Origin of the sequence: Pseudoalteromonas sp. FUC4, assembly GCF_008370255.1 — a bacterium.
GTDB lineage: Bacteria > Pseudomonadota > Gammaproteobacteria > Enterobacterales > Alteromonadaceae > Pseudoalteromonas.
Map to the genome: position 1 here is coordinate 445,350 of NZ_SEUI01000004.1, position 24,425 is coordinate 469,774.

Below are 24,425 nucleotides of genomic sequence, written 5' to 3' on the forward strand. Positions count from 1 at the left end.
ATTTTTAATTATGCGTAACACCATTGTAGATATGCTTGATATTGGCCCAGAGTGTGCAGAGCGGTTTATTGATTTAACGACGCTGTCGCAATTGCCAAACCTTGAAATAGAGCTGGCAGGTTGCTCTAATTTATTGGGTGATTATTGTGTTGCACGTACCAACCCGCTTGAACACACGCTTTTTTATACTTTGGCTGGTCAGGGCATGCTAAAAACCATTAATAACCAATATTCATTAACTGAAAATAGCTTAGCTATATTGCCTGCGCGGCAAAGTTTTGAGGTTCAAATAGCAAGCGAAAAGTGGGATGTGATTTGGCTAAACCTTGCAAATACCAAGCGTTGGCAGCATTTAAATTTAGCGCAGGCTAAGGTATTAACTAATCAGCAGCTAGCGCCATTACATTTAGCTATGGAGCTTTTATATAGCGAAAGTAACGCTACTTTGCGCGAAGGCGTTATGCCTATTTTAAGCCACTATTTAAACACTACGCTTCAAAGTGAGCCGCAAATAGGCGGGCAAAACAGATTAACCAGTTTGTTTTTAGAGGTAGAAGAGCGCCTGCAGTTTGATTGGACAATAGACGCTATGTGCGAACACGTGCATTACTCAGCACCGCATTTACATAGGTTATGCCAAGCGCAATATGGCAAAAGCCCAATGCAGCAGCTTATTTATTTACGTATTAAACGAGCTAAAAGCTTACTACTAAATACCCGCTGGCCTGTTGCTCATATTGCCGCTTATGTGGGGTATCCTAATATATTTAATTTTTCTAAACGGTTTAAAAAATCAGTGGGTGTTTCACCAAGTGAATTTAGAAAATAACGTGAGTGGCTCTCTACATTTGAATAAATTTAAGGTATTGTGCGATTTCTTAAATTTCATTTTATAGTTTTAGGTAGGTAATGCGTTCAAACTACTTTTTAGTCGTGATACTTTTAGTGCTTGTGCACAGCTTTATTAGCTGTGATGCTGCCGCGTATCATTTACAAGAAGAAGTAGATCATGCCACGCATATTCACGCTCATAGCGATACCAATGATGACGATGCGCAATCACCTACAGAAATTCATGCCCATCAGCATTGCCACTGTGGCTACTACAGTACGATAAACCATTCAATAAGCCCTGAGCAAAGCCAAGCCACAAACAATGCTTGTTACAATGGTTTAAATTACCCACCAGATGTTCCGCCACCTAATTTTTATAGCTAGTTTCTAATTTTAAATACTTTGTAAATAACTGCCTGCGCATAAGTGCTGTTAGGCTAGTTGTGTGCATATTTAGGTTGCTTGATCGCGCATGTTTTTAATACAAGTGCAGTGATTAAGCCAACTCTGTTTGTTAAAAAACGGACATGCTATATGAATAAAAAACCACTAATGCTGGTGGCGCTACTGTGCGCATTATCCACACAGAGCGCTTTGGCAAAAAAAGAGCCTCAAAACGTATTAACGCTTAAGCAAGCGCTAATAAATACCGAGCAGCAAAATGCAGTGCTTAAGCGCTATCCTTATCATCAAAAAATCTTAAGCGCTTTAAAAGACCAAGCTGCACTTAAGCCTAATCCCGTTGTAAGCTTTGAAGCTGAAAATATTATGGGCACTCAGGCCTATAGTGGCATTAAAGGGGCGCAATACACATTGGCGCTAAGCCAATTAATAGAGCTGGGTGATAAACGCCAAAAGCGCGTAAATTACGCAACAGCTAATATAAAAGCGCAAACAATTGAGTATAAAAATACCCGTTTGGCGCTTTTAGCTACAACGGCTGAGCGTTACTATCAAGCACTAAAATACCAAGCTCTAATTGCACTAAATACAGAGCGAAGAAATACAGTACAGCAGGCGCTTAAAGCAATAGAGCAGCGTGCAAATGCAGGCGCTGCATCCCTTGCTGATGTAACACGTATGCGTTATGCATTAAGCCAAGTAAAATTAAATAGTGCTTTACTAAACAGCGAATTATCGCGAGCTCGTTTAGCGCTTAATGAGCTTTGGCAAAAACAAGTATATAGCGATTATTATGCCGGTGATTTAAGTTTTATTACCCCTCTTAAAAGCGAGCAAGCATTGCTTGATGCGGTTAATAGTGCACCTGAGTTTGCATTGCTACAGCAACAATATTTGCAACAAACTGCCAACTTAGCACTGCAAAAATCAACGGGTCAAAGTGATTTAACGCTTGGCGGCGGTGTGCGCTATAACCAACAAGCTGACGCCAGCTCGTTTGTGTTTTCGTTTTCAATGCCGCTGCAATTAAGCAATTCTAATAGCGGTAATATTAAGGCGGCGCAGCATCAACTTACCCTACTTAATGAGCAACAAGGGCAATTGCGTATTCAGTTGCGCCAACAAATACGCACGCTGTATGCGTACTACCAAGGTAAAACTGAGCAAGCACAACTTTTAGCGCAGCACGTTATTCCTCAAGCTAAAACGCTGATAGAACAAAGCTTAAAGAGCTACCAACAAGGGCAAATATCGGTATTGCAATTGCTAGATGCACAGCAAGCTTTATTTGACTCTAAACGAGCACTTATCAACACCCATAGCGAACTATATCAAGTACTACTTACTCTTGAGCGCTTAACTGGCCAATCTTTAATTGAGACTCATCAATCATGAACAAAACACTTATCGCATTATTAATTACGCAACTTTTTGCACTCCCATTATTAAGTAGCACGGCTATGGCGTCGGCTAATCATCACGCAGAAGCTCACGAAGAAGGCCATGAAGATGAACACCAAGAAAAAGGCCCTCACGGCGGATTTTTACTAATCAATAACGCGCTTGATTTAGAACTTAAATTAACCCAGTTTGCAGGTAATACCGAGCTGCGAATATATGGGTTTAATAACGATAAAGCTGTGGATATAAATCAGTTGGACGTAACCATAAACGTGCAGCGTTTAAGTGAGGAGCCACAGCTTATTCGCTTTAAAGCCGAAGGTGATTATTTAGTTAGTACCGTGAGCGTGAATGAACCGCACTCATTTAAGCTTGATGTAATGGCAAGTTATAAAGGGCAAAAAATTAACTACCACTATGAGCAAGAAGAGGGGCGTACAACGCTAAGCGAGGCAGCAATTGAACGAGCCGGTATTAAAACCGAGATTGCAAAGGCGGGTAGCGTTGAACTAACCGATACTTTATTTGGTGTTATAGCACCCACCGCACACGGCACCGTGGAAGTAATGGCGCCTTATACCGGTTTAGTTAACGACATTTTTGTGAGCATTGGTCAAAACGTTAAAAAAGGCGATAGGCTTGCAAGTATCACTAATCGTGAAACACTGCAAAATTACACCATAAAAAGCCCAATGACAGGCGTTATTACCGAGCAATATTTAAAGCGCGGTGAGCTTGCTAGTAGCGCGTTGATGCAAATAGTCAATCTTGAAACGGTATGGGTTGAGCTCTCGGCGTTTCCTGAAAATATTGAAAAACTCGCCATAGGGCAAAGCGCTAAGGTGTACGACTTACATCATCATTTAAATGCCCAAGGCGAGGTGTTTTTTATTGCACCTATGATGACGGGCGGACATATTGCGCGTGCGCGAATCGAGCTTAAAAACCAAGATGGCCATTGGCGCCCAGGCATGCACGTAAATAGCGACGTTAGTATCGCAAATGTAAATGCTGCTGTGCGAGTAAAGGCTACTGCTGTGCAAGAATTTAACGGTAAAGCAAGTGTGTTTATTAAAAGCGGTAATGTGTTTGAAGTACGCCCTGTAAAACTTGGTGCTAAAAACAGCGAGTGGGTAGAGGTACTTGAGGGGCTTTCGCCAAACAGTGAATATGTAACGCAAAACAGTTATGTAATTAAAGCCGATATATTAAAAAGTGGCGCAAGCCACTCACACTAGGAGGCAGCATGATTAACTGGATAGTTTCGTTTGCGGTTAAACGCCGCATGATGGTGCTTGCACTCACGCTTTTATTTGCAGGCTTTGGTGTATACAACACACAAAATTTAGCGGTGGATGCCGTACCTGATATAACTAATGTGCAAGTGCAAATTAACACCAAAGCACCCGGGTTTACCCCGCTTGAAGCAGAGCAGCGAATAACCTATTTAATTGAAACTGCGATGGCAGGTATACCTAAGCTTGATTACACCCGTTCGATTTCGCGTTATGGGCTTTCGCAAGTAACCGTTATTTTTAACGAAGGCACCGATATTTACTGGGCTCGCCAGCAAATTAGTGAGCGGATTCAAAGTATTCGATCAGATTTACCTGCCAATATTGAGCCAAACTTAGGACCAATTGCCAGCGGGCTGGGGGAGATTTTTACTTACTCTGTGCATGCAAATAAAGGCGCGATAAAAGACGATGGCACCCCATTTAATGCAGAAGACTTACGTACTTTGCAAGATTGGGTAATTCGTCCGCAGCTTTTAAAAGTAAAAGGTGTTACCGAAATAAATAGCCAAGGGGGATTTGAGCGCCAATACCAAGTAGCGCCGATGCCTGAAAAGCTATTAGCTTATAAGCTCACGCTCAGCGATGTAATTACGGCGCTTAAATTAAATAATAGTAACCAAGGCGCAGGGTTTATAGAGCGTTTTGACGGGCAATATTTAGTGCGCTCGCCAGGGCAATTAAAAACCATTGATGATATAGCTAATACCGTGGTTGCAAAACGTGATGATGCGCCTGTACGCATTAAAGATGTCGCAAATGTGCGTTTAGGCAAAGAGCTAAGAACAGGGGCAGCCACTTATAACGGCAAAGAGACCGTACTTGGCACCGCTATGATGCTCATTGGCGAAAACAGCCGCGTAGTGGCAAAAGCGATGGCAGATAAACTTAACGACGTACAACTAAGCTTACCTGAAGGGGTTGTAGTTGAGGCAGTTTATGACCGTACAACCCTTGTAGATAAAACCATAGAAACCGTAAAAACTAACCTGTTCGAAGGTGCAGTATTAGTGATTGTTATTTTGCTGCTGTTATTAGGTAATGTAACTGGTGCGCTTATTACGGCAATGGTTATCCCGCTTAGCATGTTATTTGCCATTACCGGTATGGTTGGAAATCGTGTTTCGGGGAATTTAATGAGCTTAGGCGCAATCGATTTTGGTTTAATTGTTGATGGCGCAGTCATTGTGGTTGAAAACTGTTTAAGGCAACTTGGCCTTGCGCAGCACAAACATGACAGGTTACTTACATTAAATGAGCGTTTAAGTGTTGTAACCGCCGCGACTAAAGAAGTATTTAGCCCAGCAGTATTTGGCATTTTAATTATTATGCTGGTGTATTTACCGCTATTTGCACTAAGCGGGGTTGAGGGCAAAATGTTTCAGCCAATGGCGTTTACAGTGGTTGCTGCATTAGTTGGCGCACTTATTTTTGCTGTAACGTTTGTACCTGCCGCTATTGCGGTATTTGTACGCGGTAAAGTGAGTGAGAGCGAAAATGCGGTTATGCGCGGTATTAAAAAAGGCTACAAACCGCTACTTGGCTTATCGCTTAAGTTACCGTGGGTAATGCTAAGCATTGCTGCTGTGCTTGTAATTGCACTTGGCTTCAAAGTTAAAAATATGGGTGCTGAATTTTTACCACAGCTTGATGAAGGCGATATAGCTATGCATGCACTGCGTATTACCGGCACCGGCATTGAGCAATCGGTAAAAATGCAAAAAGAGTTAGAGCAAGCTATTTTAGACATACCTGAAGTTGAAAAGGTCTTTTCAAAAATTGGTACGCCTGATGTCGCAAACGATCCTATGCCACCTAACGTTGCCGATACATTCTTAATGTTAAAGCCGCGCGAGCAATGGCCTAATCCAGCTTTAAGTAAAGAAGAACTGGTTAAGCAAATTCGCCATTTAGTAAACGAAGTACCAGGTAACAACTATGAGTTCACGCAGCCAATAGAAATGCGCTTTAACGAGTTAATTGCTGGCGTGCGCGCCGATGTGGCAGTTCGCATTTATGGCGATGACTTATCAACATTAAAACAGTACGGTGAAAAAGCCACAGCGCTGGTGCAAAACATTACTGGCGCAACCGATGTACGCCTTGAACAAATGGAAGGTTTGCCTACGCTTTCGGTAACGCCGCTTCGCGACCATATGGCGCTGTTAGGTTTAACAGTAACCGATATACAGCAAAGTGTAAGTGCTGCTATAGGCGGTGTGCAAACGGGGCTTATTTATGAGGGTGATAAACGCTTTTCATTATTAGTGCGGTTAGATGAGCGTTGGTCGAGCGATGTATCGCAGCTTGCGCGTTTGCCGGTAGCAGTGCCTAAAAGTGCTAACCCCGACCTTGCATTTGTACCGCTTGGCGAAGTGGCAACAATTAGTATTGATAAAGGCCCTAATCAAATAAACCGTGAAAGCGGTAAGCGTAATGTTGTCGTAACTGCAAATGTAGAAGGGCGTGATTTAGCAAGCTTTGTAAGCGATGCGCAAACTGCTTTAAATTCAGATCTTAATTTACCAAGTGGTTATTGGATTGAATACGGCGGCACGTTTGAGCAGTTAGAATCGGCAAGTAAGCGGCTATCGCTGGTGGTACCGGTTACTTTATTGCTTATATTTGGGCTGCTTTACAGCGCGTTTAATTCACTGCGTGATTCGTTAATTATATTTAGCGGCGTACCACTTGCACTGACAGGTGGCGTGCTTGCGTTATTGTTACGCGATATGCCGCTTTCAATATCAGCAGGCGTTGGTTTTATTGCGCTAAGCGGTGTAGCGGTATTAAATGGTGTGGTGATGCTGTCGTTTATTAAACAGTTAAGAGCCGATGGGCTTAGTTTAATTGATGCGATACAAACCGGTGCGCTTTCGCGCCTGCGCCCAGTCCTTATGACCGCTTTAGTGGCAAGTTTAGGATTTATTCCTATGGCGCTAAATACTGGCACCGGCGCTGAGCTTCAACGTCCGCTGGCGACGGTTGTTGTAGGGGGGATTATTTCATCAACCCTACTTACGCTATTAATATTGCCCGCGCTTTATAAGTTAGTGCATGCAAAGTTTAACAAGCAACAAACAGCTTAGTAGTTGCACCTAGTTAAGTAAAAAGCAGCTGAAGTTTCAGCTGCTTTTTTGTTGTTAAGTAAATCATGCAGGTTAATTATATTGAAACAGGTTATCCCAGCGCTCATCCAAAATAGTTTTCGCGTGCTCCAAATTTATTGCGCTATACACATCATTAGTGCTCGTCACTAAGCGCATACGCTCCAACTTTTCAAGTGCATCGCTAATTTCAAAATCAAGATCGCACTGGTATTTGCTGTTAAACCACGCCTCTATTTGTTCATCAAGCGTTTGGGCGGTTAAGCCGCTTTCTGATTTTAGTAAAAACGTATAGGCAAGCAGGGCTTCTTTTATGTCTTCTTCTTCGGCGGCGTCTATAAGGGTATGAAAAACACCGGCGTTATTATCGAGGTTTTTAAAGTAGAGGTTATCGCTAAGCGCTTTCATAAATTTAATTTTACGGTTTTTAAATTTACTCCATTCTTTAAAAATAAAGCTGCCAAATACCCCCATACCAATGGCAAAGGTAATAAAGTGTTGTTGTGTCATTTCTACAGCTTCACTTCTAAAACCACCCCAAAAGGCAAACAAAGCAAATAACAATAAAATTGATGCGCCAAGCTTAGTAATTAATACCACCGCACCGCCAACTAAAGCCGATGAGCCAATAATCACTTTATCAATAGGGCGCATGCGTACTTCGCTATTAGGAAATAGCATTTCAAGGTCGGCTTTTGGTACATTTTGAAACAGCTTAACTATGGTCGAGCTTGGCTCGAACCCTAAAGGTGTTTTATTTTTAGCTTCAAAGTGGGCTTTATCTTTAAAACGAATAAACACCGCAACACGGTCGTAATTAGTAAAGTGCAGCGGCTTTTTACGAAGGCCCCAAAAGCTAGTTATGGTTTCGGTCAGTTGCGACTCGCCACGGCGATAAAAAACCACTTCTTCAAAGTCGTCAAACTCCACTTCAAGGCGCACTTTAAATAGTGACTCTTCGTTTAATGCATCTTGTAAATCTTGATTAGTGATCACTTCAAAGTTAGCTGCGTTGAGTACTTTGGCAAAGTCGCGCGCAAATTCACGTTGGCACTGCGCTTTTTGATCGTTTGAAACCGGCGCTAATGATCGCGTGTCACTATTAGGATCAAAGGGGGCGTAGTTATTTTTAAGCGACTCAAGTGTTGTGTGGTAATCGTAATGAATAAGGCTTGCTAGTAAATCGCAAAATTGTTTAAACGATGTTTGCTCTATGCTGTTAGTGAGCTCAGCGCTACACATATCAACAATATCTTGTTTTCTAAAGGGAATAAAACGCGCACTTTGCATAAGTTTTTAACTGCTTTGGTAGGTATTTAACTGCATTGGCACATAATAAAATATTCTTATGGATATTACTAATTTGTTAACACCCTAGGACCTGATAAATTTAGTACACAGTTTTCAGCGTGTATTAACCTAAATATGTAATTATTGGTTTATTGAATACTCTTGTTCTTACTGATAAGTGAAAAGGATTTACTATGGCCATTCAAAAAAAGCTAAAAGAAAAAACACGTAATTTTATTGACTCTAAGCATATGCTTAGCGGTATTACAGTGGCGTCGTTTTTAGAGTCAACCATAGTTCCTATTCCACTTGAAGCAGTGCTTGTGCCTCTTATGCAGGCTCGTCGAGAAAAGCTATGGCTGATAGCATTAATGGCGACCTTAGGCTGCATAGTGGGTGCATTGTTTGGTTATGCATTGGGTTACTATTTATTTGATGCGGTAGGCGATTGGATTATTAATACACTTTCGAGCCCTGAGCAATTTGAGAACGTTAAACAAAAAATGCAAGATCAAGGTTTTTGGTTTGTAATAACACTGGGCATTGTGCCCATTCCGTTTCAAATAGCGATGCTCGCAGCAGGCGCGACTAAGTACTCTATTTGGCTGTTTTTGTTGGCCTCAGGTATTGCGCGTTCAATTCGTTACTTTGGTCTGGCTATTATTGTTTATTATGCAGGTAATGAAGCTGAGCGAATTATTAGTAAACATAAAACTAAGGCGATGGTTGGCATTACTATTTTAGTTTTGGGATTGTGGGGACTTAGTACCGTAGTTTAAGTTTAAATTTGGGAGTTATTAAGGGTTTCATCTTCGTGGTGGTTTTTATTATTGTGCTATAGTTTTCAAATGAAGTACTGAAAAACCTAGCAATTAATATGATTGAAACAGTAAAACTTACCGTTAAACTTTCTAACTTTTATAAAATGCCTTTGATCAATAAAGTTTTAAGTTTAGCTTTATTGATCTATATTGCTATTTTTTCAGCCTACTCCTTAACTAACTTTCCTCCCTTACAAGTTCAAAGCAATGTGTACGGTTTTACTACCGATTTTATTAATTTAATTGTCATTGTATTTCTGTTTTGGATGGTTCAATGCTCTGAACTATCTAAACAAGCATATATTTTTTCAAGTTTCGGTTTATTACTATGGAGCATTGGCACCACGGCAGATGTGCTTGATGAGTTAGTTGTGCAACCTTACTGGGTAAGTGTTTATTTTGAAGACTTATGTAGAACCAGCGGCATGCTTTTAACTTCTTATGGTTTATTTAAAACTATGCGCTTTGTACAAAGTATTAATAATAGGTTAGCCGCAGAGTTAATAATAGATGACTTAACTAAAGTGCATAATAGGCGCTATTTTTATCGACATGTTAAAAGTGCAAACATTGTATCTTATGTTATTTTAATTATTGATATAGACCATTTTAAGTCTATTAATGATGAGTTTGGCCATGATGTGGGCGACTCAATTCTTCAGCAGTTAGCAACTACATACAATAATGCATTTGAAGGAAGCGCGCAGTTTGCTCGCTTGGGCGGTGAGGAGTTTGGAGGTTATTTACCAACAAGTAATATAGAGCAAGTTAGTGAGTTTTGTCAGCAATTAATAGACCTTGCGCACACTATTAATGTTAAAAATACGCGCCATTTAACAGTAAGTATTGGCGTAGCAAAACAAACCCCTAACGAGCCCCTCGATAAAGTCATGAAACGTGCCGATCAAGCTCTATACGTAGCTAAAAAAACAGGTCGGGATCGTTTTGAAGTTGCCCCGTAAGCGTTTTTAATTATATAAAAACACGTCCTTATTGTTTGCACATTTACTACACTTTTTAACGTTTTCGTAAGGAAGTGTCAGTGAGGGTAATGCTTTGTAAATCATGAAATTAAAATAGAATGTTTGGGTCATAATGGGGATATTAATAATAAGGAATAACCTTAATGACCAACTCCCTTTTAAAAGCTGCATTACCCTTAAGTCTAATTACTATTTTGTCGGGCTGCGGCTCTGACGATAGCTCAAGCTCTACAGGTTACATCCAATTGTATAACGGCTCTTACAATAGCCCATACACACGTTTGTTTGTTGAAGAAACAGAACGTTCAGGCGCTGATTTTGCTGATGTAACTACTCGCCATAACTACAGCACAGACACTTATGATGTAAGTTTTGAGTACCTAGATGCTAACGACAGCTATATAACAATTAGCGATCAAGAAATTTCTATTAAGGGTGACAAAACACAGTTAATAGTAATGAGTGGTAACTTTGATGAGCCTACATTTACAGAGCTTAGCGTACCTATTACAAGCGATACGGGTGAGTTTAACTTAGGGTTTTATAATATTGCAGGAGAGGACACTAACTACGATATTTACTTAGCAACTGATGATGGTGTATTTGAAAGCGCGACACTTTTCTCATCAGCTCAATATTTAAGTGAGTTAGATCTGCAAAGCGTTGATGAAGGTTATTACACTATTTACATAACAGAAGCGGGCAGCAGTGATGTTGTGTACGAGTCGTCATCTGTTTATTTATACGACGAAGCAAGCTATGTAGCAATGATCCGCCCAAGTTATGCAACGGAAGAAGGCGGTATTACGCTTGATGTAGTAACCGATAATAACTACGTTACTGAGCTTAAACACCAATCTGCCTTGGGGCAATTACGTTTTATAAATACAGTTGATGATTATTCGCCAGTGAGCTTTAGTACTACACGCGGCACGACTGTAAATAAAACAAATACAGTAGTAAGTGACTCGTATACTGACTACGTTGAGCTTTCGCCTAATAGTTATAGCATTGCTATGTATGATGAAGAAGGCACCAAACTCGCTGATAACTTTTTAATGACGCTAGAGCGCGAGCAAAGCGCTGTGGGTATTTTTTATAACGACGTTGATAACGGCTTACGAATGATGAGCGTTGAAGAAAACTTAACACCAAGTAGCTACAGTCATACGGTATCGGTTGTAAACCTAATTGAAAGCTACGCAGGGCAGTCGGTTTCAGATGTTGATGTATACTTTACTCTTAACGGCGAAACAGTAGACGACACCAGTAACGTAGTTGACGGGCTTGATAAGTATGACCAAGAAGAGCAAGTTGTAGATAACCAAGTCTACACTGTTTATGCTGTATATGAAGATAACGGTCAGCAAATTGTGCTTATTCAACAAAGCGATATGGACTTTACACAAGAGGGTAACTACATATTGATTTTAGAGCATGATGAAACAACAAGCTCAGGTTATAAAATGACCCTAGAGCGCACTATTACCGATAGTATTGAATAAATTTACATATTTTAAGTAGTTTAAAGCCTAAACGCCTACAAGCGCTTAGGCTTTTTTATCGAACAAAATTTACCTACTTATTAATAATTAGGTACACTCAGGGCATAATAATTAATAAGAGTGTGCCATGGATGATTTAGTTGGGTTAGCCGTTATCGTAATACTGGTTGTAGTTGGCGGTGCTATTTGCGGCTTAATAGCGCTAGTGCAGTTAAATGGATTAAAACAAGAAGTTGCTGTTTTAAGGGCCAAAGTAACACACTTACAAACACATAAACCGATATCGCAAAGTGAACCTCAAAGTGGAGCATCTACGGCTCAGGCAGCGCTTTCAAGAACAGAGCCTATTGCTCATAAAGCACAGTCAAACTTAACGTCCCAAAATGCGTCGCCACCTGTAATAAATCAGCTATCAGCGCCTCCTAAAAAAGCCAAACCAGCTGAAGCATCAGCCATAGCATTACTATTTAATAAATTGCGCGCAGGGTTTGAAGAGAACTGGATGACCTGGATAGGCGCAATAGCGCTTGCGTTTGGGGGCATATTTTTAACTAAATACAGTCTAGAAGCGGGGTTACTATCGCCTGTAATGAGGCTAAGTTTAGGCGGCTTATTTGGGCTTGGCCTAATTGCAGCCGCGGCTTATTTACACCATAAACGCATTGTATTTGAAGGCTTTAATAATTATATACCCGCAGCGCTTGCAAGCGGCGGGTTTATTACCTGTTTTGCTTTAACGCTTTTAGCTTACAGTAGCTACGGTATGCTTAGCCCTACCGTAGCATTTTTTGCACTGGCAGTTATTGCAATTAGCGCAAGTGCTATGGCGCTTAGGTTAGGCCCATTATTAGCCGTGCTTGGTATTATTGGTGCTTACAGCGTACCAATATGGGTTAATACAGGCAGCGGTAACTTGTTTGCGTTATTTATGTATGTTGGTTTTGTAAGTTTGTCAGCTGCGTTAGTTGCACATAAAGTACAGCGAGCTTGGTTGTGGTATTTATTATGGGCAGGGCACATTGGCTGGTATTTAGTTGGTTTTACATTACTTAAAATTAATACCGTTTGGTTAATGGGGGCATTTGCTTTACTTAGTATTGTAGGGTTAATTGCTATACCGCGCTTAGGTCTAAAACTGAATGTTATTGAACATCGCCCGCACAGTTTAAAACGCTTAATTAAAGTGCTTCCAGATCATGCATTATTATTCGCTTTTATGGCGCCCTTAATATTTACCATGCTCATAAGTCACTTTGATATGCAATGGCAAACAATCGGCGTGTTAAGTATTGTATTGGTGCTGTTTTTAGTCCTTAAAAATAGCCGTTGGGATATTTGGCAGGGCGTAGCGTTAGTTATTTCAGTACTATTAGTGATAAGCGCTGAGCGCACGCATCTTTCGCCAAATCTATTTGATGACGCACTCTTTATATTCAAAAATGAGTATGGTTTGGGTTTATTACTCGGATTGTTACTTACCGCTTTTGGGCTTTATTACGGTAAAAAACAGATTAAGCGTTTAGCGTTTCATATTACGGGAGCATTTAGTGCATTTGTAATGATAGCTACTTTATATACGCTTATTCCTAATTCTGCGTTAAGTACTGCATACCCACTTTGGGCCGTTGTATTGTTTGTAGTGGCCGCTATTTTAATAAAGTGTGCGCAGCATCTCGCGCAACATAGTACAACGCTATTTCAGCGTTTTACTTATTGGGTAGGCGCTAATGCCAATATTACGTTAGCAATTACCATGCTATTAAGTGACAGCGGCCTAACCATTGCACTTGCTGTACAAGTATTACTTATAAGCGTACTTATTAAACGCTATAGCGTGCCTATGCCGCATTGGCCTATAAAAGCCTTGGTTGCTGCGTTATTAATGCGCTTAACGCTTGCGCCTTGGACGCCAAGTTACGATGCACTTACGGTATTTGGTTTGCATTGGAGTATTGTGGTTTACCCGTTATGTATCGCGTTATTTTTTGTCGCAGCTAAGTGCTTTGACTCATCAAAACTAAAAATATGGCTCGAAGGTGCAGCCCTTCATTGTTTAGCGCTTTTTATTACTACCGAAACAAGTTATCAGTTAGTAGGGCATTATCCGCAATTTGATTCACTTAACTTTTACGAACAAATACTCCTTACCTGTAACTGGCTAGCATTAGGGTGCGTGTACTCACACAGAGCAAAGCTTGCCGGTGCTTTAGCTAAGTTATACCAAGTGGCGGGTTTTGCACTTGCAGGGTTAGCAGGGCTTTTTGCTATTAAAACGCTGCTTGACGATAACCCATTATTTGAATCACTTTACATAGGTGAGTTGCCAATATTTAACTGGTTATTACTATTGTGGTTAGTACCTGCAGGATTAACGCTTTGGCTGGCCAAGCTTGTAAAACCAATAAATGCTAAAGCTACGCCATTTATATTGGCCGTTGCAGGTGGCTTTATATTATTGGCAATAAACAGCTTTATTCGCCAATATTGGCAAGGTCCTTACATATACTTATCAAAAGGGGCGAGCAATGCAGAGCTTTATAGCTACTCTGTTATTTGGTTAGTATTGGGTGCGGGTATTGTTATTTTTGGTCATTTAAAAAATCAATTATTAATACAAAAAGTAGGCCTAGGCATACTAGCTGCAGTTATTGTTAAAGTATTTTTAATTGATATGGCTAACTTGGAGGGCTTACTTAAAGCGCTTTCGTTTATTGGATTAGGGCTTTCGTTGGTTGGGTTAAGTTGGTTGTTCCAAAAGCTTAGAAGCCGAGTAAATCCAGTTTAACTTTATAAACACTTTATAAAGCAAAGCCCAGTGAAAATACTGGGCTTTTTGTTTTACGCTATTACTTGATAGCTTTTAACTAGAACACTTTTTACTAGATCACTTTTTACTAGCTTATTATGTACTGTGATTAAGCAGTGCCTTTAGTTTACCCGGTTTAATTGGCTTACTTAAATAATGAATATTAGCGGCTTTGGTTTCTTGTTTAAGCTCTGTGTCGCGCACTGCGGTAATTAAAATAGCAGGTACTTGGCTTTGCCAAATTTCGCGCAGGGTTTTAATGAGCGTTATCCCATCGCAGTCGCTACCTAATTGATAGTCCATTAAAATAACATCGGGTGCAGCGTTTTGCTTAGCATGCGCTAGTACATTACCTACGTTATCAAACAGGGTGTAATTAGCTTGCCACTTTTTAAGTAAGCTTGCCATTGCTGCTAAATTTTCAGGGTCGTCGTCTACGGCAACAATATTAATTGCTGCGCGGTTTTCTATTAGGCTGCTAGCGGTTGGTTTTTGTTGCACAAACTGCTCTTCGCCATAAGGCACCTCAATGCTAAAACGGCTACCTTTATTAGGCTCCGAATGCACATCAAGAGGCAAACTTAGTAAGTCAGCCATACGTTTTACTACACCTAGGCCTAAGCCTACGCCTTTGTTGTCGCCCGACTCAACACGGTAAAAGTCGTTAAATATTTTAGCTTGCTCTACTTCGCTAATACCTGGGCCTGTATCCCATACTTCTATTCGTAAATTATGCTTTCGGTTCCTGCAGGCAATTAATACACGGCCATTATCGGTGTATTTAACTGCATTAGAGACCAAGTTTTGAATAATTCGGCGCAAATAGGTTATATCGCTGTGCACAATTTGCTGGTTTGAACGCACACTAAGCTTAAGGCCTTTATCACTTGATAAAATAGCGTATTCACTTTGTAGCGGCGCTAAAATATCTTCAATATAAAAGTGGCGAGGGGTAGGGGTCATAGCGCCTTGCTCAAGCTTAGCTATTTCAAGCAATGCCGACATTAAATGTACGGTTGAATCGAGACTGTCGCCTAATTTTTCAAAGCTGTTTTGGTTAGTGCTGTCGAGCTGTTTTTCGTCAATGGCGGCAAGGTATAAACGTGCTGCATTTAACGGCTGTAAAATGTCGTGGCTCGCCAGTGCTAAAAAGCGCGTTTTACTGTCGTTGGCTTGCTCTGCTTCTCGTTTAGCTAAAGTAAGTGCTTGCTCGGTTTGTACGCGGCTATCTATTTGAGCTTGTAAGTCTTTATTAATAGTTTGTACTTCTTGAGTACGTGCTTCTATGCGATTTTCAAGATCCATGTTTACTTCTTCAAGCGCATTTTGCGTACTTATGTGGTTTGTAATATCCGAAAAGCTGGTAACAAATCCGCCATCGGGCAGTGGATTACCAATCATTTCGTATACTTGGCCATTACGACGGTGGCGAATAAAATGATGCGAGCTGCCATATTTTAAATGCTGTACACGTTTTTCTACTTGGCGTTCTATTTCACCGGGGCCACATTCACCACGGTTAGCGTTGTATCTAATAATGTCTTCTATAGGTTGGCCTACTTCTAAAAAGCCTTCAGGGTAGCCAAACATTTCATTGTAGCGTTTGTTCCATGCAACGAGTTTTAAATCTTTATCAACAACTGAAATACCGTGACTTAAATTTTCGAGTGAAGTAAATAACAGGTTTTGATTAAATTGCAGCGCTTGTGTGGTTTCGTCAAAAAAGTTTACAACTTCTTCAAACGCCATACGCTTACCCGACGATACCGTATGTATTAACGCTTGTGCTGACGATGCACCAAGCACGCCCGTTAATGCGCGTTCGCAGTAAGCTATAAATTCAGGCTCTGGGTGTGCGTTGTTATCGCTTAAATGATGGGCGAGTGCGTAATGGGCCAATACTTGTTGGCTGCGCTGAATACCTAGAAAGGTTTGCAGTAGTATTTTAAAGTCGTAAACGGTGGCTTTTACGTCTTTATTTAAGCGCCTTGATAAAATAGCCTGATCTTTAGGGTTAACAAAAGCAGCGGCCTGAATTTTATCAATTAAGCGCTCCTCAGCCCCAAGTGAAAAACTAATATAACAACCAATATTGGCAAACAAAGCTATCAAGGTTCCACGCGTTATAAGCGTTTGTTGCAGCTCGCTATCAAGGGTTGTGCCGACATCGAGTATTGGCAGCATTAAAAATAGTATCCAGCAAATAAAGCCTGCTACTAAACCTGCATACACCCCATAAGCATGACCTTTTCGCCAATATAAACCACCCACAATAGAGGGCAGCAATTGGGTAACAAGTGAAAACGCCACCAAGCCCATACTGGCCAGTGCGCTACTATGGCCAAACCATTGCTGATAGAAATAGGCCAAAATTAATATGCCTGCAATAGCAAAGCGCCTTACAAGTAATATACGAGACTTATAACTGCTGGTAATTAAGTTACGTTTAAACTTTCTACGCAGCATTAACGGCAGTACCACATCGTTTGAAATCATCGTGCTTAATGTAAGTGTTGCTACCACTATCATTGCGGTTGCGGCCGATAGTCCACCTATAAATACAAAGGTGGTTAAAAAGGCGTTATCGTTAATTAGCGGTAAGGCCAGTACAAAGCTGTCGGGTGAATAGCCGCTGCCAATTTCAGGATGAATGGCCGCAGTCGCAATAGGTAAAATCATTGCAGCTGTTAGTAGTAAATACAGCGGAAAAGCCCAGCGAGCGGTAAGTAAGTGGCGTTTATTTTGGTTGTCGACCACGGTTACATGAAACTGGCGAGGCAAACATATAATAGCTGCTGCAGCCATTAAAGACTGGCCAATAAAGTTAAAGCTAAAAAAGTTAAAATCGCTCCAGTGATCCCAAATAGACTCAGTTACTTTGTTTGTGGTGGCTTCGGGTAAATTAAAAAGTGTAAATACTGCAAGCCCTGCAACTGCAATAAGAGCAATAAGTTTGATCATCGATTCAAATGCAACAGCGAGCATTAAGCCCGAACGATATTCAGTTACATCAACTTTGCGAGTACCAAAAAATATAGCAAATAAAGCCATAATTAGTGTGGCAGAAAGCGCGAGCATATCGCCGGATATTTTATTGCTGTTTTGCAAAAGTAAAAAGCTGGTACTGAGCGCTTTTAATTGCAGTGCAATGTAGGGAATGGTTGCCAGTAAGGCGATTACAGTAACCATTATTGCGGTAGTTTGGCGTTTGCCGTAACGAGCTGAAATAAAGTCAGCAATAGTGGTTATGTTTTGTTTTTTGCTTACCAGTACCAACTTACGCAAAAACCCTTGGCCGAATAAAAACAGCAGCGCAGGGCCCAATAATATTGGCAAATAACTCCAACTGCTGGTGGCGGCTGTACCCACTGAGCCGTAGTAAGTCCAAGAGGTACAGTAAATCCCAAGTGAGAGTGAATACACAAAAGGGTGATGGCTAATACGCTTTGCCAAAGGGGTTGTTTTATCGCCCCAATTGGCGAGCCAAAACAGCACACCTATATAACTTAAAGCAACAATAATGAGTACGGCAGTCATGTTGTTATTAAACCTTATTATTTTAAATAGTTCCTCAACCCTATGAGGAATTAACACAATACCAGAACTCCTAGCGAGTGTGCGTGCAGATTTTTATTTATAAATGGCATTTATTTTTTAAGTTTATGAATTTAAAGGTTTAAATTTAAATTTGTAATTGTATTAGACTAATGTCGCAGTATTAACTAATTTGTAACATTTTCTGTATTTTAAATATCCATACATAATTAACTTCATGTAATTAAAGGGTTTTTGATGTTTTAAATAAAACCCAATCTGCAGTTTACGTAAACGTTAACAAGCTGTTACGACTATGGTCTCAATTCAATATTTAACCAGCGTTGCTAGATTGGTAAGCGAAGATAAAAAACCACTCATCGCGATATTGCGGTGCTTAAAGGGGAAAACAAAAATGGCTTTTAAAGATGAAGAACAAGCAAAAGCTTATTGGGCAGAAAACATTTCGCTGTTATTTAAACTGTTAGCAGTGTGGTTTGTTGTGTCTTTTGGCTTTGGCATATTACTGGTTGATGTACTTAATGAAGTACGTTTTTTTGGGTTTAAACTTGGCTTCTGGTTCGCCCAGCAAGGCGCGATTTATACCTTTGTTGCTTTGATTTTTGTGTACGTTTTCAAAATGAATACGTTAGATAAAAAATACGGCGTAGACGAATAGGAGCTAAGCAATGGATGTTCAAACACTCACGTTTTTAATTGTTGGTTTAAGCTTTGCGCTTTATATCGGCATAGCAATATGGGCCCGAGCGGGTTCAACCAAAGAGTTTTATGTAGCGGGCGGCGGCGTACCTCCTCTTGCTAATGGTATGGCAACAGCTGCCGATTGGATGAGCGCCGCGTCGTTTATTTCAATGGCGGGTATTATTTCGTTTGCAGGTTACGATGGCAGTGTTTACTTAATGGGGTGGACAGGTGGTTATGTACTATTAGCCATGTGTTTAGCGCCTTACTTACGTAAATTCGGCAAGTTTACTGTGCCAGATTTTATTGGCGACCGTTACTATTCACGTACCGCGCGTTTAGTTGCTATTTTTTGTGCCATATTCATTTGTTTTACTTACATAGCAGGGCAAATGCGTGGCGTAGGCGTGGTATTTTCACGCTTTTTAGAAGTAGAAATTGAAACCGGTGTTTACATTGGTATGGTGATTGTATTCTTTTATGCAGTACTTGGCGGCATGAAAGGCATTACCTACACACAAGTAGCGCAGTATTGTGTACTTGTATTTGCATACCTTGTACCAGCTATTTTTATCTCGATGATGATGACGGGTCACTTCTTCCCACAAACCGGTTTTGGTGCCACGTTAATAGGCAGCGATGGCGTGTACGTACTTGATAAACTAGACGGCTTAAGTGCTGAACTTGGTTTTGCACAATATACCGAAGGCTCTAAGAGCATGATTGACGTATTCGCTATTACGGGTGCGTTAATGGTAGGTACTGCGGGTTTACCACATGTAATTGTTCGCTTTTTCACTGTACCTCGCGTAAAAGACACGCGTATTTCTGCGGCATGGACTCTTGTGTTCATCGCGATTGTTTATACCACAGCACCAGCGGTTGCCTCGTTTGCTCGTGTAAACATGATTGATACTATAAATGGTAAAGACGGCAGTGGTACAGAGTACGCAGAAGCACCAGGATGGATTAAAAACTGGGAACGCACAGGTTTAATTACGTTTGATGATAAAAACGGCGATGGCAAAATGTTCTACACGGCGGGTAAAATCACCGATCCGAACAGTGCTAACGAAGTAAACGTAGACCGTGACATTATGGTATTAGCAAATCCAGAAATTGCTAATTTACCAGCATGGGTAATCGCACTTGTAGCTGCCGGTGGTATTGCCGCTGCACTGTCTACAACCGCAGGTTTACTACTGGTTATTTCGACCTCCGTTTCGCACGATTTACTCAAGCGAACCCTCAAGCCCGATATTACCGACAAGCAAGAGTTACTTGCAGCGAGGTTGGCAGCCATGGTCGCTATTGTTATCTCCGCGTACTTTGGTATTAACCCACCTGGATTTGTGGCATCGGTAGTGGCATTTGCCTTCGGCTTAGCGGCAGCGAGTTTCTTCCCAGCAATTATTATGGGTATATTCTCTAAAACAATGAACCGAGAGGGCGCAATTGCAGGCATGGTAACGGGTATTGGCTTTACCGCTGCTTATATTATCTTCTTCAAGTTTGTAAGCCCTGAGCTTAACAATCCTGAACATTGGTTTTTAGGTATTTCGCCTGAAGGTATTGGCTTGGTGGGTATGATTATTAACTTTGCAATAGCTGCAGTTGTTCTTAAATTTACTCAAGCTACACCTATTGAAATTCAAGAAATGGTAGAAGGTATTCGTAACCCTAAAGGGTCAGCTGAAGCGCACGATCACTAGGCAACATTTATAGATATAGTTTACAAAATATAAAGCACCAAAAGCCCGACTTTAGTCGGGCTTTTTATTTGTTTAATAAATAAGTACATTAGATTGGTACATCACCATTTAAAGAGCGAATACAATGAGTGTAGAACAACAAGAAATAGCCCAATACGTTTGTTTGCAAGCGCCTTTTAGTATGCTTGATAGCAGCGCATGCGAATACTTTGTAAATCATCTTGATATTATTTACCTTACCCGCGAAAACCAAACTCAGTGGTTACAAAGTGAAAACCCTAAACTATTTTTAATTCGCTCTGGTTTGTACGACCTAGTTGATGGCAAGGGCGATGTTGTTACACGCTTAGCACAAGGTGACTATTTTGGTTTTCCGTCGCTGTTAACCGGTGAGGCAATTCAAAATAGGTTAGAAGTACAAAAAGAGGGGATAGTGTATATGCTCTCTCAAACGCATTTTGATTTTTTACGCAGAGAATATAAATCGTTTGAGCAATACTTTGTACGCGCTCACGCTAACCGGTTGTTGTCATCGCATTATAAAAGTAAAAACGATAGCTGGTCGGAACGTAAAATATCAGAGCTGATGACGCGCACAGCAATTACGCTTACGCCTGATGCAAGTATTAGGCAAAGCGCTAAAAAAATGAAAGAGCATGGTGTGTCGTCAATAATGATAACGCAGCACGCGCACTTAGTAGGGGTTGTGACCGACCGCGATTTACGCAACCGAGTACTTGCCGACGAGGTAGATCCACAAGATGCAGTAAGCAGTATTATGACCGCCAAACCTAAGTTTATATTTGAAAATAACCGGGTGTTTTCGGCGCTGCACTTAATGCTTAAATACAATATTCATCATTTACCCGTGCTTGACGAAAATCATAACCCGATAGGGATGATAACCAGCACCGATTTACTGCGCCAACAAAAAAGTGACCCCGTACAGCTTATTGGGCGCATATATAAAACGCATACTGTTACTGATTTAAAACGCTACGCTAAAGAAATTCCCGAACTTTTGCGTAGCTTTTCGTACAACATTGACGACATATCGTTAATTGGTAAATTACTCAGTGGTTTAACCGATGCGCTTACATCGCGCCTGATTCACTTATTTCAAGAAGAGCATGGCGCAGCGCCAACCAGCTTTAGTTTTATTTGCTTTGGCTCGCAAGCACGCGAAGAACAAACCCTGCATTCAGATCAAGATAACGGCTTATTACTCCCTAACGACTTAACCCCCGAGCAACACGCTTACTTTAAAAGTATGGGGGAGTTTGTATGCGAAAATTTAGTTGAGTGCGGCATTAGGCGTTGCCCAGGTAATATTATGGCAAGCAGTGATGAGTGCCGTATGAGCGTAAACGACTGGAGCGAGCGCTTTTTTAAATGGATAAAAAGCCCGACACCCAATGCAATGCTTAACTGTAAGATATTTTTTGACCTGCGATTTATTGAAGGTTCAAACGCTTTATACACGGCTTTTTGCGAGCAACTAATTCGTATATCGCGTAACGACTTATTCTATGCCGCAATGGCAACCGACATAAGCAGCAACAGCGTGCCAATTGGTTTATTTAATAAATTTAAAACCGAAAAAACAGATCAAAATAATAAATACATAGATTTAAAAAAACGCGGTGTTGTAATTATAAATGACATAGTGCGGTTATACGCTTTAAAAGCGGGTATTAGGCGCGCCAACACGCAAGAGCGATTAGACGCACTATTAAAACATAAACTGATCAGCAAAGAAGATATATACAACCTAAAAGACTGTTGGCGGTTCTTAACACAGCTGCGCTTAAGCACACAAATAAACGAAGAGGGCTTACCTAGTAATTGTATTAATCCTAATAAATTAAACTCACTAGAGCGCCATCAACTAAAAGAAGCGTTTTACCTTGTTAAACAAGCGCAGCAAGCCGCCGCGTTTAAGTTTGCTCGTGGCAGTTTATAATGATGGATTACTAACATGGTAAAAAAGCTGCTCACTCGGTATTTAAAGCGCCGTAAATTACTAGGCAAAAATGCCTTACAACAACGTTACTTAGTGATTGATTTAGAGCTAACTGGTCTTGATGCAAAACAGCACGAAATTGTATCGGTAGCGTGGGTGATAATAGATAACCAATGTATAAAAATGAGCGAGTCGCAGCACCTTATAAATAAAGACGTAAAAAGCCTTGAGCAAAGTCCTGTTTTTCATGGGATTAGCGACGATGCTATAACAAAAGGACAGAGCTTGTGCAGTATATTAACTCAACTAAGCAGCCATTTTAGCGACTGTATTTTAGTGTTTCATAATGCCATGCTCGATTGGGGGTTTTTAAAAATAGCGCTTAAAAATGCCAATATAACTATACGTCCTAAACTTATAATCGACACACTGCATATTGAACAAAAGCGCTTACTCCATCATTCAACTGAAATAAAACAAGATGATTTAACCCTTAATGCTTGCCGCACACGTTATGAGCTACCAGGCTATCATTGCCACCACGCATTAACCGATGCACAAGCGACCGCCGAGTTACTGCTAGCCCAGTGCCATCAAATAAGCCGTGGCAAAGAGTTAAAATTAGGCGAGTTGATGTAGGTTGGCTGTAGGACAGCGAAACTCAATGATAAAATGCCTTATCGGCTAACATTGAGGTTTAACGATAGAAAGTTTACTTTTATTGTTATCCGTATGATTATAGGTACTTGTATATTTAATATTAAAAATATAAATATCATAAATAGAAAACGCAGATGGAATAGCGAAGATGAATAAATACGAAAAAGTTGATTTAGCTTATAATTTTCTTGTTGAAAAAGAAAAAGAGAGTGAAGCGTTTACTGTGCTTCAATTAATGGAAGCAACGGAGTGGAAGGCTGACACATGTAGAACATATTTATCTAAACGCTGGTATCAATATCTAGAAAAAGATGGAGAGCAGTATTCAAGTTCCGGAATAGCTTTTTTAAGTAAAAATGAATTTAGAGCGGTTCATAGCCAAAAGTTACAACAAGTAATTGATCATTCAGTAAAAGGAATACTACTTCACAAGGCTAAAGAGTTCGCGTTGCTTGCCGTATCAACTTATAACAATCCCTATACTGAATTTAAAACTTATGGGTTTATAGTAAATATAGTAATTGCTTACACATCACTTATGCATGCCATATTTGAGAAGAAAGGAATTGATTATTTCCATAAAGATACAAATGGAAGAACGATTTTTATCGATGGTGAAGAAAAGTCATGGGAATTGAGAGAGTGCATCGATGGGTATTGGCAGGGATTTGAAGCTCCAGAAAAAGCGAATATAAAATTTTTGATCGGGTTAAGAAATAAGATAGAACATCGAAGCTTACCTGCTATTGATTTAGCCGTAAGTGGTGAATGTCAGTCAGCATTAAGTAATTTCGAAACAATACTAGTTGAAGAATTTGGAGATGAGCATGCTTTAACTGCCAGTCTTGCGATTGCAATGCAATTAACAAGAATCTCCGAACAAGCTCAGATAGATGCTTTGAAACAGCTTCAAAAAGATAATTACAAAGTTGTTCGCCGATATATGGAAACATATCGAAATGATCTAAACGATGATGTAGTTCAAAGTCAAAAATATAGGGTTCGAGCCTTTTTGGTTCCTAAACTAGGAAATCATGCAAAGTCAGCAGATATGGCTATAGAGTTTATTAACGTAAATAAGTTAAGTGAGCAAGAGTTAGAAAACTACGAACAAGGTGTTGCATTTATCAAAGGGGTCGAAAATCCTTTTAAGTTAAGACCAAGTAAAGTTGTAGATCTTGTTTCTAAAAAAATCCCTTTCTTTAATATAGCTTTACATACTAAATGTTGGAAATTTTATGATGCAAGACCACGTGGTGAGCAAAGAGGTTTTAAAGGTGAATTTTCAGGTTTTGTAGAAGGTTTTGAAGGTTATTTGTATTCATTGTATTGGAGTAATTTTTTAATAGAAGAATTAAAAAAACCAGAAGTCCTATCACTCGTTAAGCAACAAGCGATTTGATAATAAAT

General features: G+C 40.3%; 16 protein-coding genes. 14 read left to right on the top strand and 2 right to left on the bottom strand.

Features of this window, described 5'->3' with window-relative positions; all coding sequences use genetic code 11:
* The first annotated feature begins 10 nt into the window (after positions 1-10).
* From EU510_RS14290 to EU510_RS14310, 5 genes are all read left to right on the top strand, one after another.
* Positions 11-829, top strand: a complete 819-nt coding sequence (locus tag EU510_RS14290) for a helix-turn-helix transcriptional regulator (RefSeq protein WP_149594039.1) — start codon at positions 11-13, stop codon at positions 827-829.
* A gap of 80 nt (positions 830-909) precedes the next feature.
* Positions 910-1,218, top strand: coding sequence for a hypothetical protein (locus tag EU510_RS14295; RefSeq protein ID WP_149594040.1), 309 nt, complete (start codon positions 910-912; stop codon positions 1,216-1,218).
* Positions 1,219-1,368: 150 nt separating this feature from the next.
* Complete coding sequence (locus EU510_RS14300; RefSeq protein WP_149594041.1) at positions 1,369-2,631, top strand: TolC family protein; 1,263 nt, start codon at positions 1,369-1,371, stop codon at positions 2,629-2,631.
* Positions 2,628-3,875 carry an efflux RND transporter periplasmic adaptor subunit gene (locus EU510_RS14305; protein ID WP_149594042.1) on the top strand — a complete coding sequence of 416 codons (1,248 nt, stop codon included), beginning with the start codon at positions 2,628-2,630 and terminating at the stop codon, positions 3,873-3,875. The genes EU510_RS14300 and EU510_RS14305 overlap by 4 nt, the downstream gene beginning before the upstream one ends.
* 8 nt (positions 3,876-3,883) lie before the next feature.
* A complete protein-coding gene (locus EU510_RS14310; protein ID WP_149594043.1) occupies positions 3,884-7,021 on the top strand; it encodes an efflux RND transporter permease subunit in 3,138 nt (1,045 codons plus the stop codon).
* A gap of 72 nt (positions 7,022-7,093) precedes the next feature.
* Here EU510_RS14310 and EU510_RS14315 read toward each other — a convergent pair whose 3' ends face one another.
* Positions 7,094-8,329 (bottom strand): TMEM143 family protein, encoded by a 1,236-nt coding sequence (locus EU510_RS14315; protein ID WP_149594044.1) that lies wholly within the window; start codon positions 8,327-8,329, stop codon positions 7,094-7,096.
* Between the two features lie 194 nt (positions 8,330-8,523).
* Between EU510_RS14315 and EU510_RS14320 the strand changes: the two genes are divergently transcribed.
* The 4 genes from EU510_RS14320 to EU510_RS14335 all read left to right on the top strand — a co-directional run bounded on the left by EU510_RS14320 (position 8,524) and on the right by EU510_RS14335 (position 14,423).
* The gene (locus EU510_RS14320; protein ID WP_149594045.1) at positions 8,524-9,108 is read left to right on the top strand and encodes a YqaA family protein; all 585 of its coding nucleotides are present in this window, start codon (positions 8,524-8,526) and stop codon (positions 9,106-9,108) included.
* Between the two features lie 98 nt (positions 9,109-9,206).
* Positions 9,207-10,112: a GGDEF domain-containing protein gene (locus EU510_RS14325; RefSeq protein WP_149594046.1), complete on the top strand. Its 906-nt coding sequence runs from the start codon at positions 9,207-9,209 to the stop codon at positions 10,110-10,112.
* Between the two features lie 164 nt (positions 10,113-10,276).
* A complete protein-coding gene (locus tag EU510_RS14330; protein ID WP_149594047.1) occupies positions 10,277-11,638 on the top strand; it encodes a hypothetical protein in 1,362 nt (453 codons plus the stop codon).
* Positions 11,639-11,765: 127 nt separating this feature from the next.
* Complete coding sequence (locus EU510_RS14335; RefSeq protein WP_149594048.1) at positions 11,766-14,423, top strand: DUF2339 domain-containing protein; 2,658 nt, start codon at positions 11,766-11,768, stop codon at positions 14,421-14,423.
* Between the two features lie 117 nt (positions 14,424-14,540).
* On the opposite strand, the gene EU510_RS14340 is transcribed toward EU510_RS14335, so the two are convergent.
* Complete coding sequence (locus EU510_RS14340) at positions 14,541-17,981, bottom strand: PAS-domain containing protein (RefSeq protein WP_149594049.1); 3,441 nt, start codon at positions 17,979-17,981, stop codon at positions 14,541-14,543.
* Between the two features lie 412 nt (positions 17,982-18,393).
* On the opposite strand from EU510_RS14340, the gene EU510_RS14345 reads away from it, so the two are divergent.
* The 5 genes from EU510_RS14345 (at position 18,394) to EU510_RS14365 (ending at position 24,417) form a co-directional block, all read left to right on the top strand.
* Positions 18,394-18,657, top strand: coding sequence for a DUF4212 domain-containing protein (locus EU510_RS14345; RefSeq protein ID WP_002961535.1), 264 nt, complete (start codon positions 18,394-18,396; stop codon positions 18,655-18,657).
* Between the two features lie 10 nt (positions 18,658-18,667).
* Positions 18,668-20,392, top strand: a complete 1,725-nt coding sequence (locus EU510_RS14350) for a sodium:solute symporter family protein (RefSeq protein ID WP_149594050.1) — start codon at positions 18,668-18,670, stop codon at positions 20,390-20,392.
* Positions 20,393-20,516: 124 nt separating this feature from the next.
* The gene (locus EU510_RS14355; protein WP_149594051.1) at positions 20,517-22,355 is read left to right on the top strand and encodes a DUF294 nucleotidyltransferase-like domain-containing protein; all 1,839 of its coding nucleotides are present in this window, start codon (positions 20,517-20,519) and stop codon (positions 22,353-22,355) included.
* A gap of 15 nt (positions 22,356-22,370) precedes the next feature.
* Positions 22,371-22,994, top strand: coding sequence for a 3'-5' exonuclease (locus EU510_RS14360; protein ID WP_149594052.1), 624 nt, complete (start codon positions 22,371-22,373; stop codon positions 22,992-22,994).
* Between the two features lie 169 nt (positions 22,995-23,163).
* Positions 23,164-24,417, top strand: coding sequence for a DUF3644 domain-containing protein (locus EU510_RS14365; protein WP_149594053.1), 1,254 nt, complete (start codon positions 23,164-23,166; stop codon positions 24,415-24,417).
* Positions 24,418-24,425 lie beyond the last annotated feature (8 nt).

Excerpts from the sequence above, each read along its gene's own strand:
- EU510_RS14330 (WP_149594047.1), top strand. The coding sequence starts at position 10,277 with ATGACCAACTCCCTTTTAAAAGCTGCATTACCCTTAAGTCTAATTACT.
- EU510_RS14335 (WP_149594048.1), top strand. The coding sequence starts at position 11,766 with ATGGATGATTTAGTTGGGTTAGCCGTTATCGTAATACTGGTTGTAGTT.
- EU510_RS14325 (WP_149594046.1), top strand. The coding sequence starts at position 9,207 with ATGATTGAAACAGTAAAACTTACCGTTAAACTTTCTAACTTTTATAAA.
- EU510_RS14350 (WP_149594050.1), top strand. The coding sequence starts at position 18,668 with ATGGATGTTCAAACACTCACGTTTTTAATTGTTGGTTTAAGCTTTGCG.
- EU510_RS14320 (WP_149594045.1), top strand. The coding sequence starts at position 8,524 with ATGGCCATTCAAAAAAAGCTAAAAGAAAAAACACGTAATTTTATTGAC.
- EU510_RS14290 (WP_149594039.1), top strand. The coding sequence starts at position 11 with ATGCGTAACACCATTGTAGATATGCTTGATATTGGCCCAGAGTGTGCA.
- EU510_RS14360 (WP_149594052.1), top strand. The coding sequence starts at position 22,371 with ATGGTAAAAAAGCTGCTCACTCGGTATTTAAAGCGCCGTAAATTACTA.
- EU510_RS14355 (WP_149594051.1), top strand. The coding sequence starts at position 20,517 with ATGAGTGTAGAACAACAAGAAATAGCCCAATACGTTTGTTTGCAAGCG.
- EU510_RS14310 (WP_149594043.1), top strand. The coding sequence starts at position 3,884 with ATGATTAACTGGATAGTTTCGTTTGCGGTTAAACGCCGCATGATGGTG.
- EU510_RS14300 (WP_149594041.1), top strand. The coding sequence starts at position 1,369 with ATGAATAAAAAACCACTAATGCTGGTGGCGCTACTGTGCGCATTATCC.
- EU510_RS14365 (WP_149594053.1), top strand. The coding sequence starts at position 23,164 with ATGAATAAATACGAAAAAGTTGATTTAGCTTATAATTTTCTTGTTGAA.
- EU510_RS14295 (WP_149594040.1), top strand. The coding sequence starts at position 910 with ATGCGTTCAAACTACTTTTTAGTCGTGATACTTTTAGTGCTTGTGCAC.
- EU510_RS14345 (WP_002961535.1), top strand. The coding sequence starts at position 18,394 with ATGGCTTTTAAAGATGAAGAACAAGCAAAAGCTTATTGGGCAGAAAAC.
- EU510_RS14340 (WP_149594049.1), bottom strand. The coding sequence starts at position 17,981 with ATGACTGCCGTACTCATTATTGTTGCTTTAAGTTATATAGGTGTGCTG.
- EU510_RS14305 (WP_149594042.1), top strand. The coding sequence starts at position 2,628 with ATGAACAAAACACTTATCGCATTATTAATTACGCAACTTTTTGCACTC.
- EU510_RS14315 (WP_149594044.1), bottom strand. The coding sequence starts at position 8,329 with ATGCAAAGTGCGCGTTTTATTCCCTTTAGAAAACAAGATATTGTTGAT.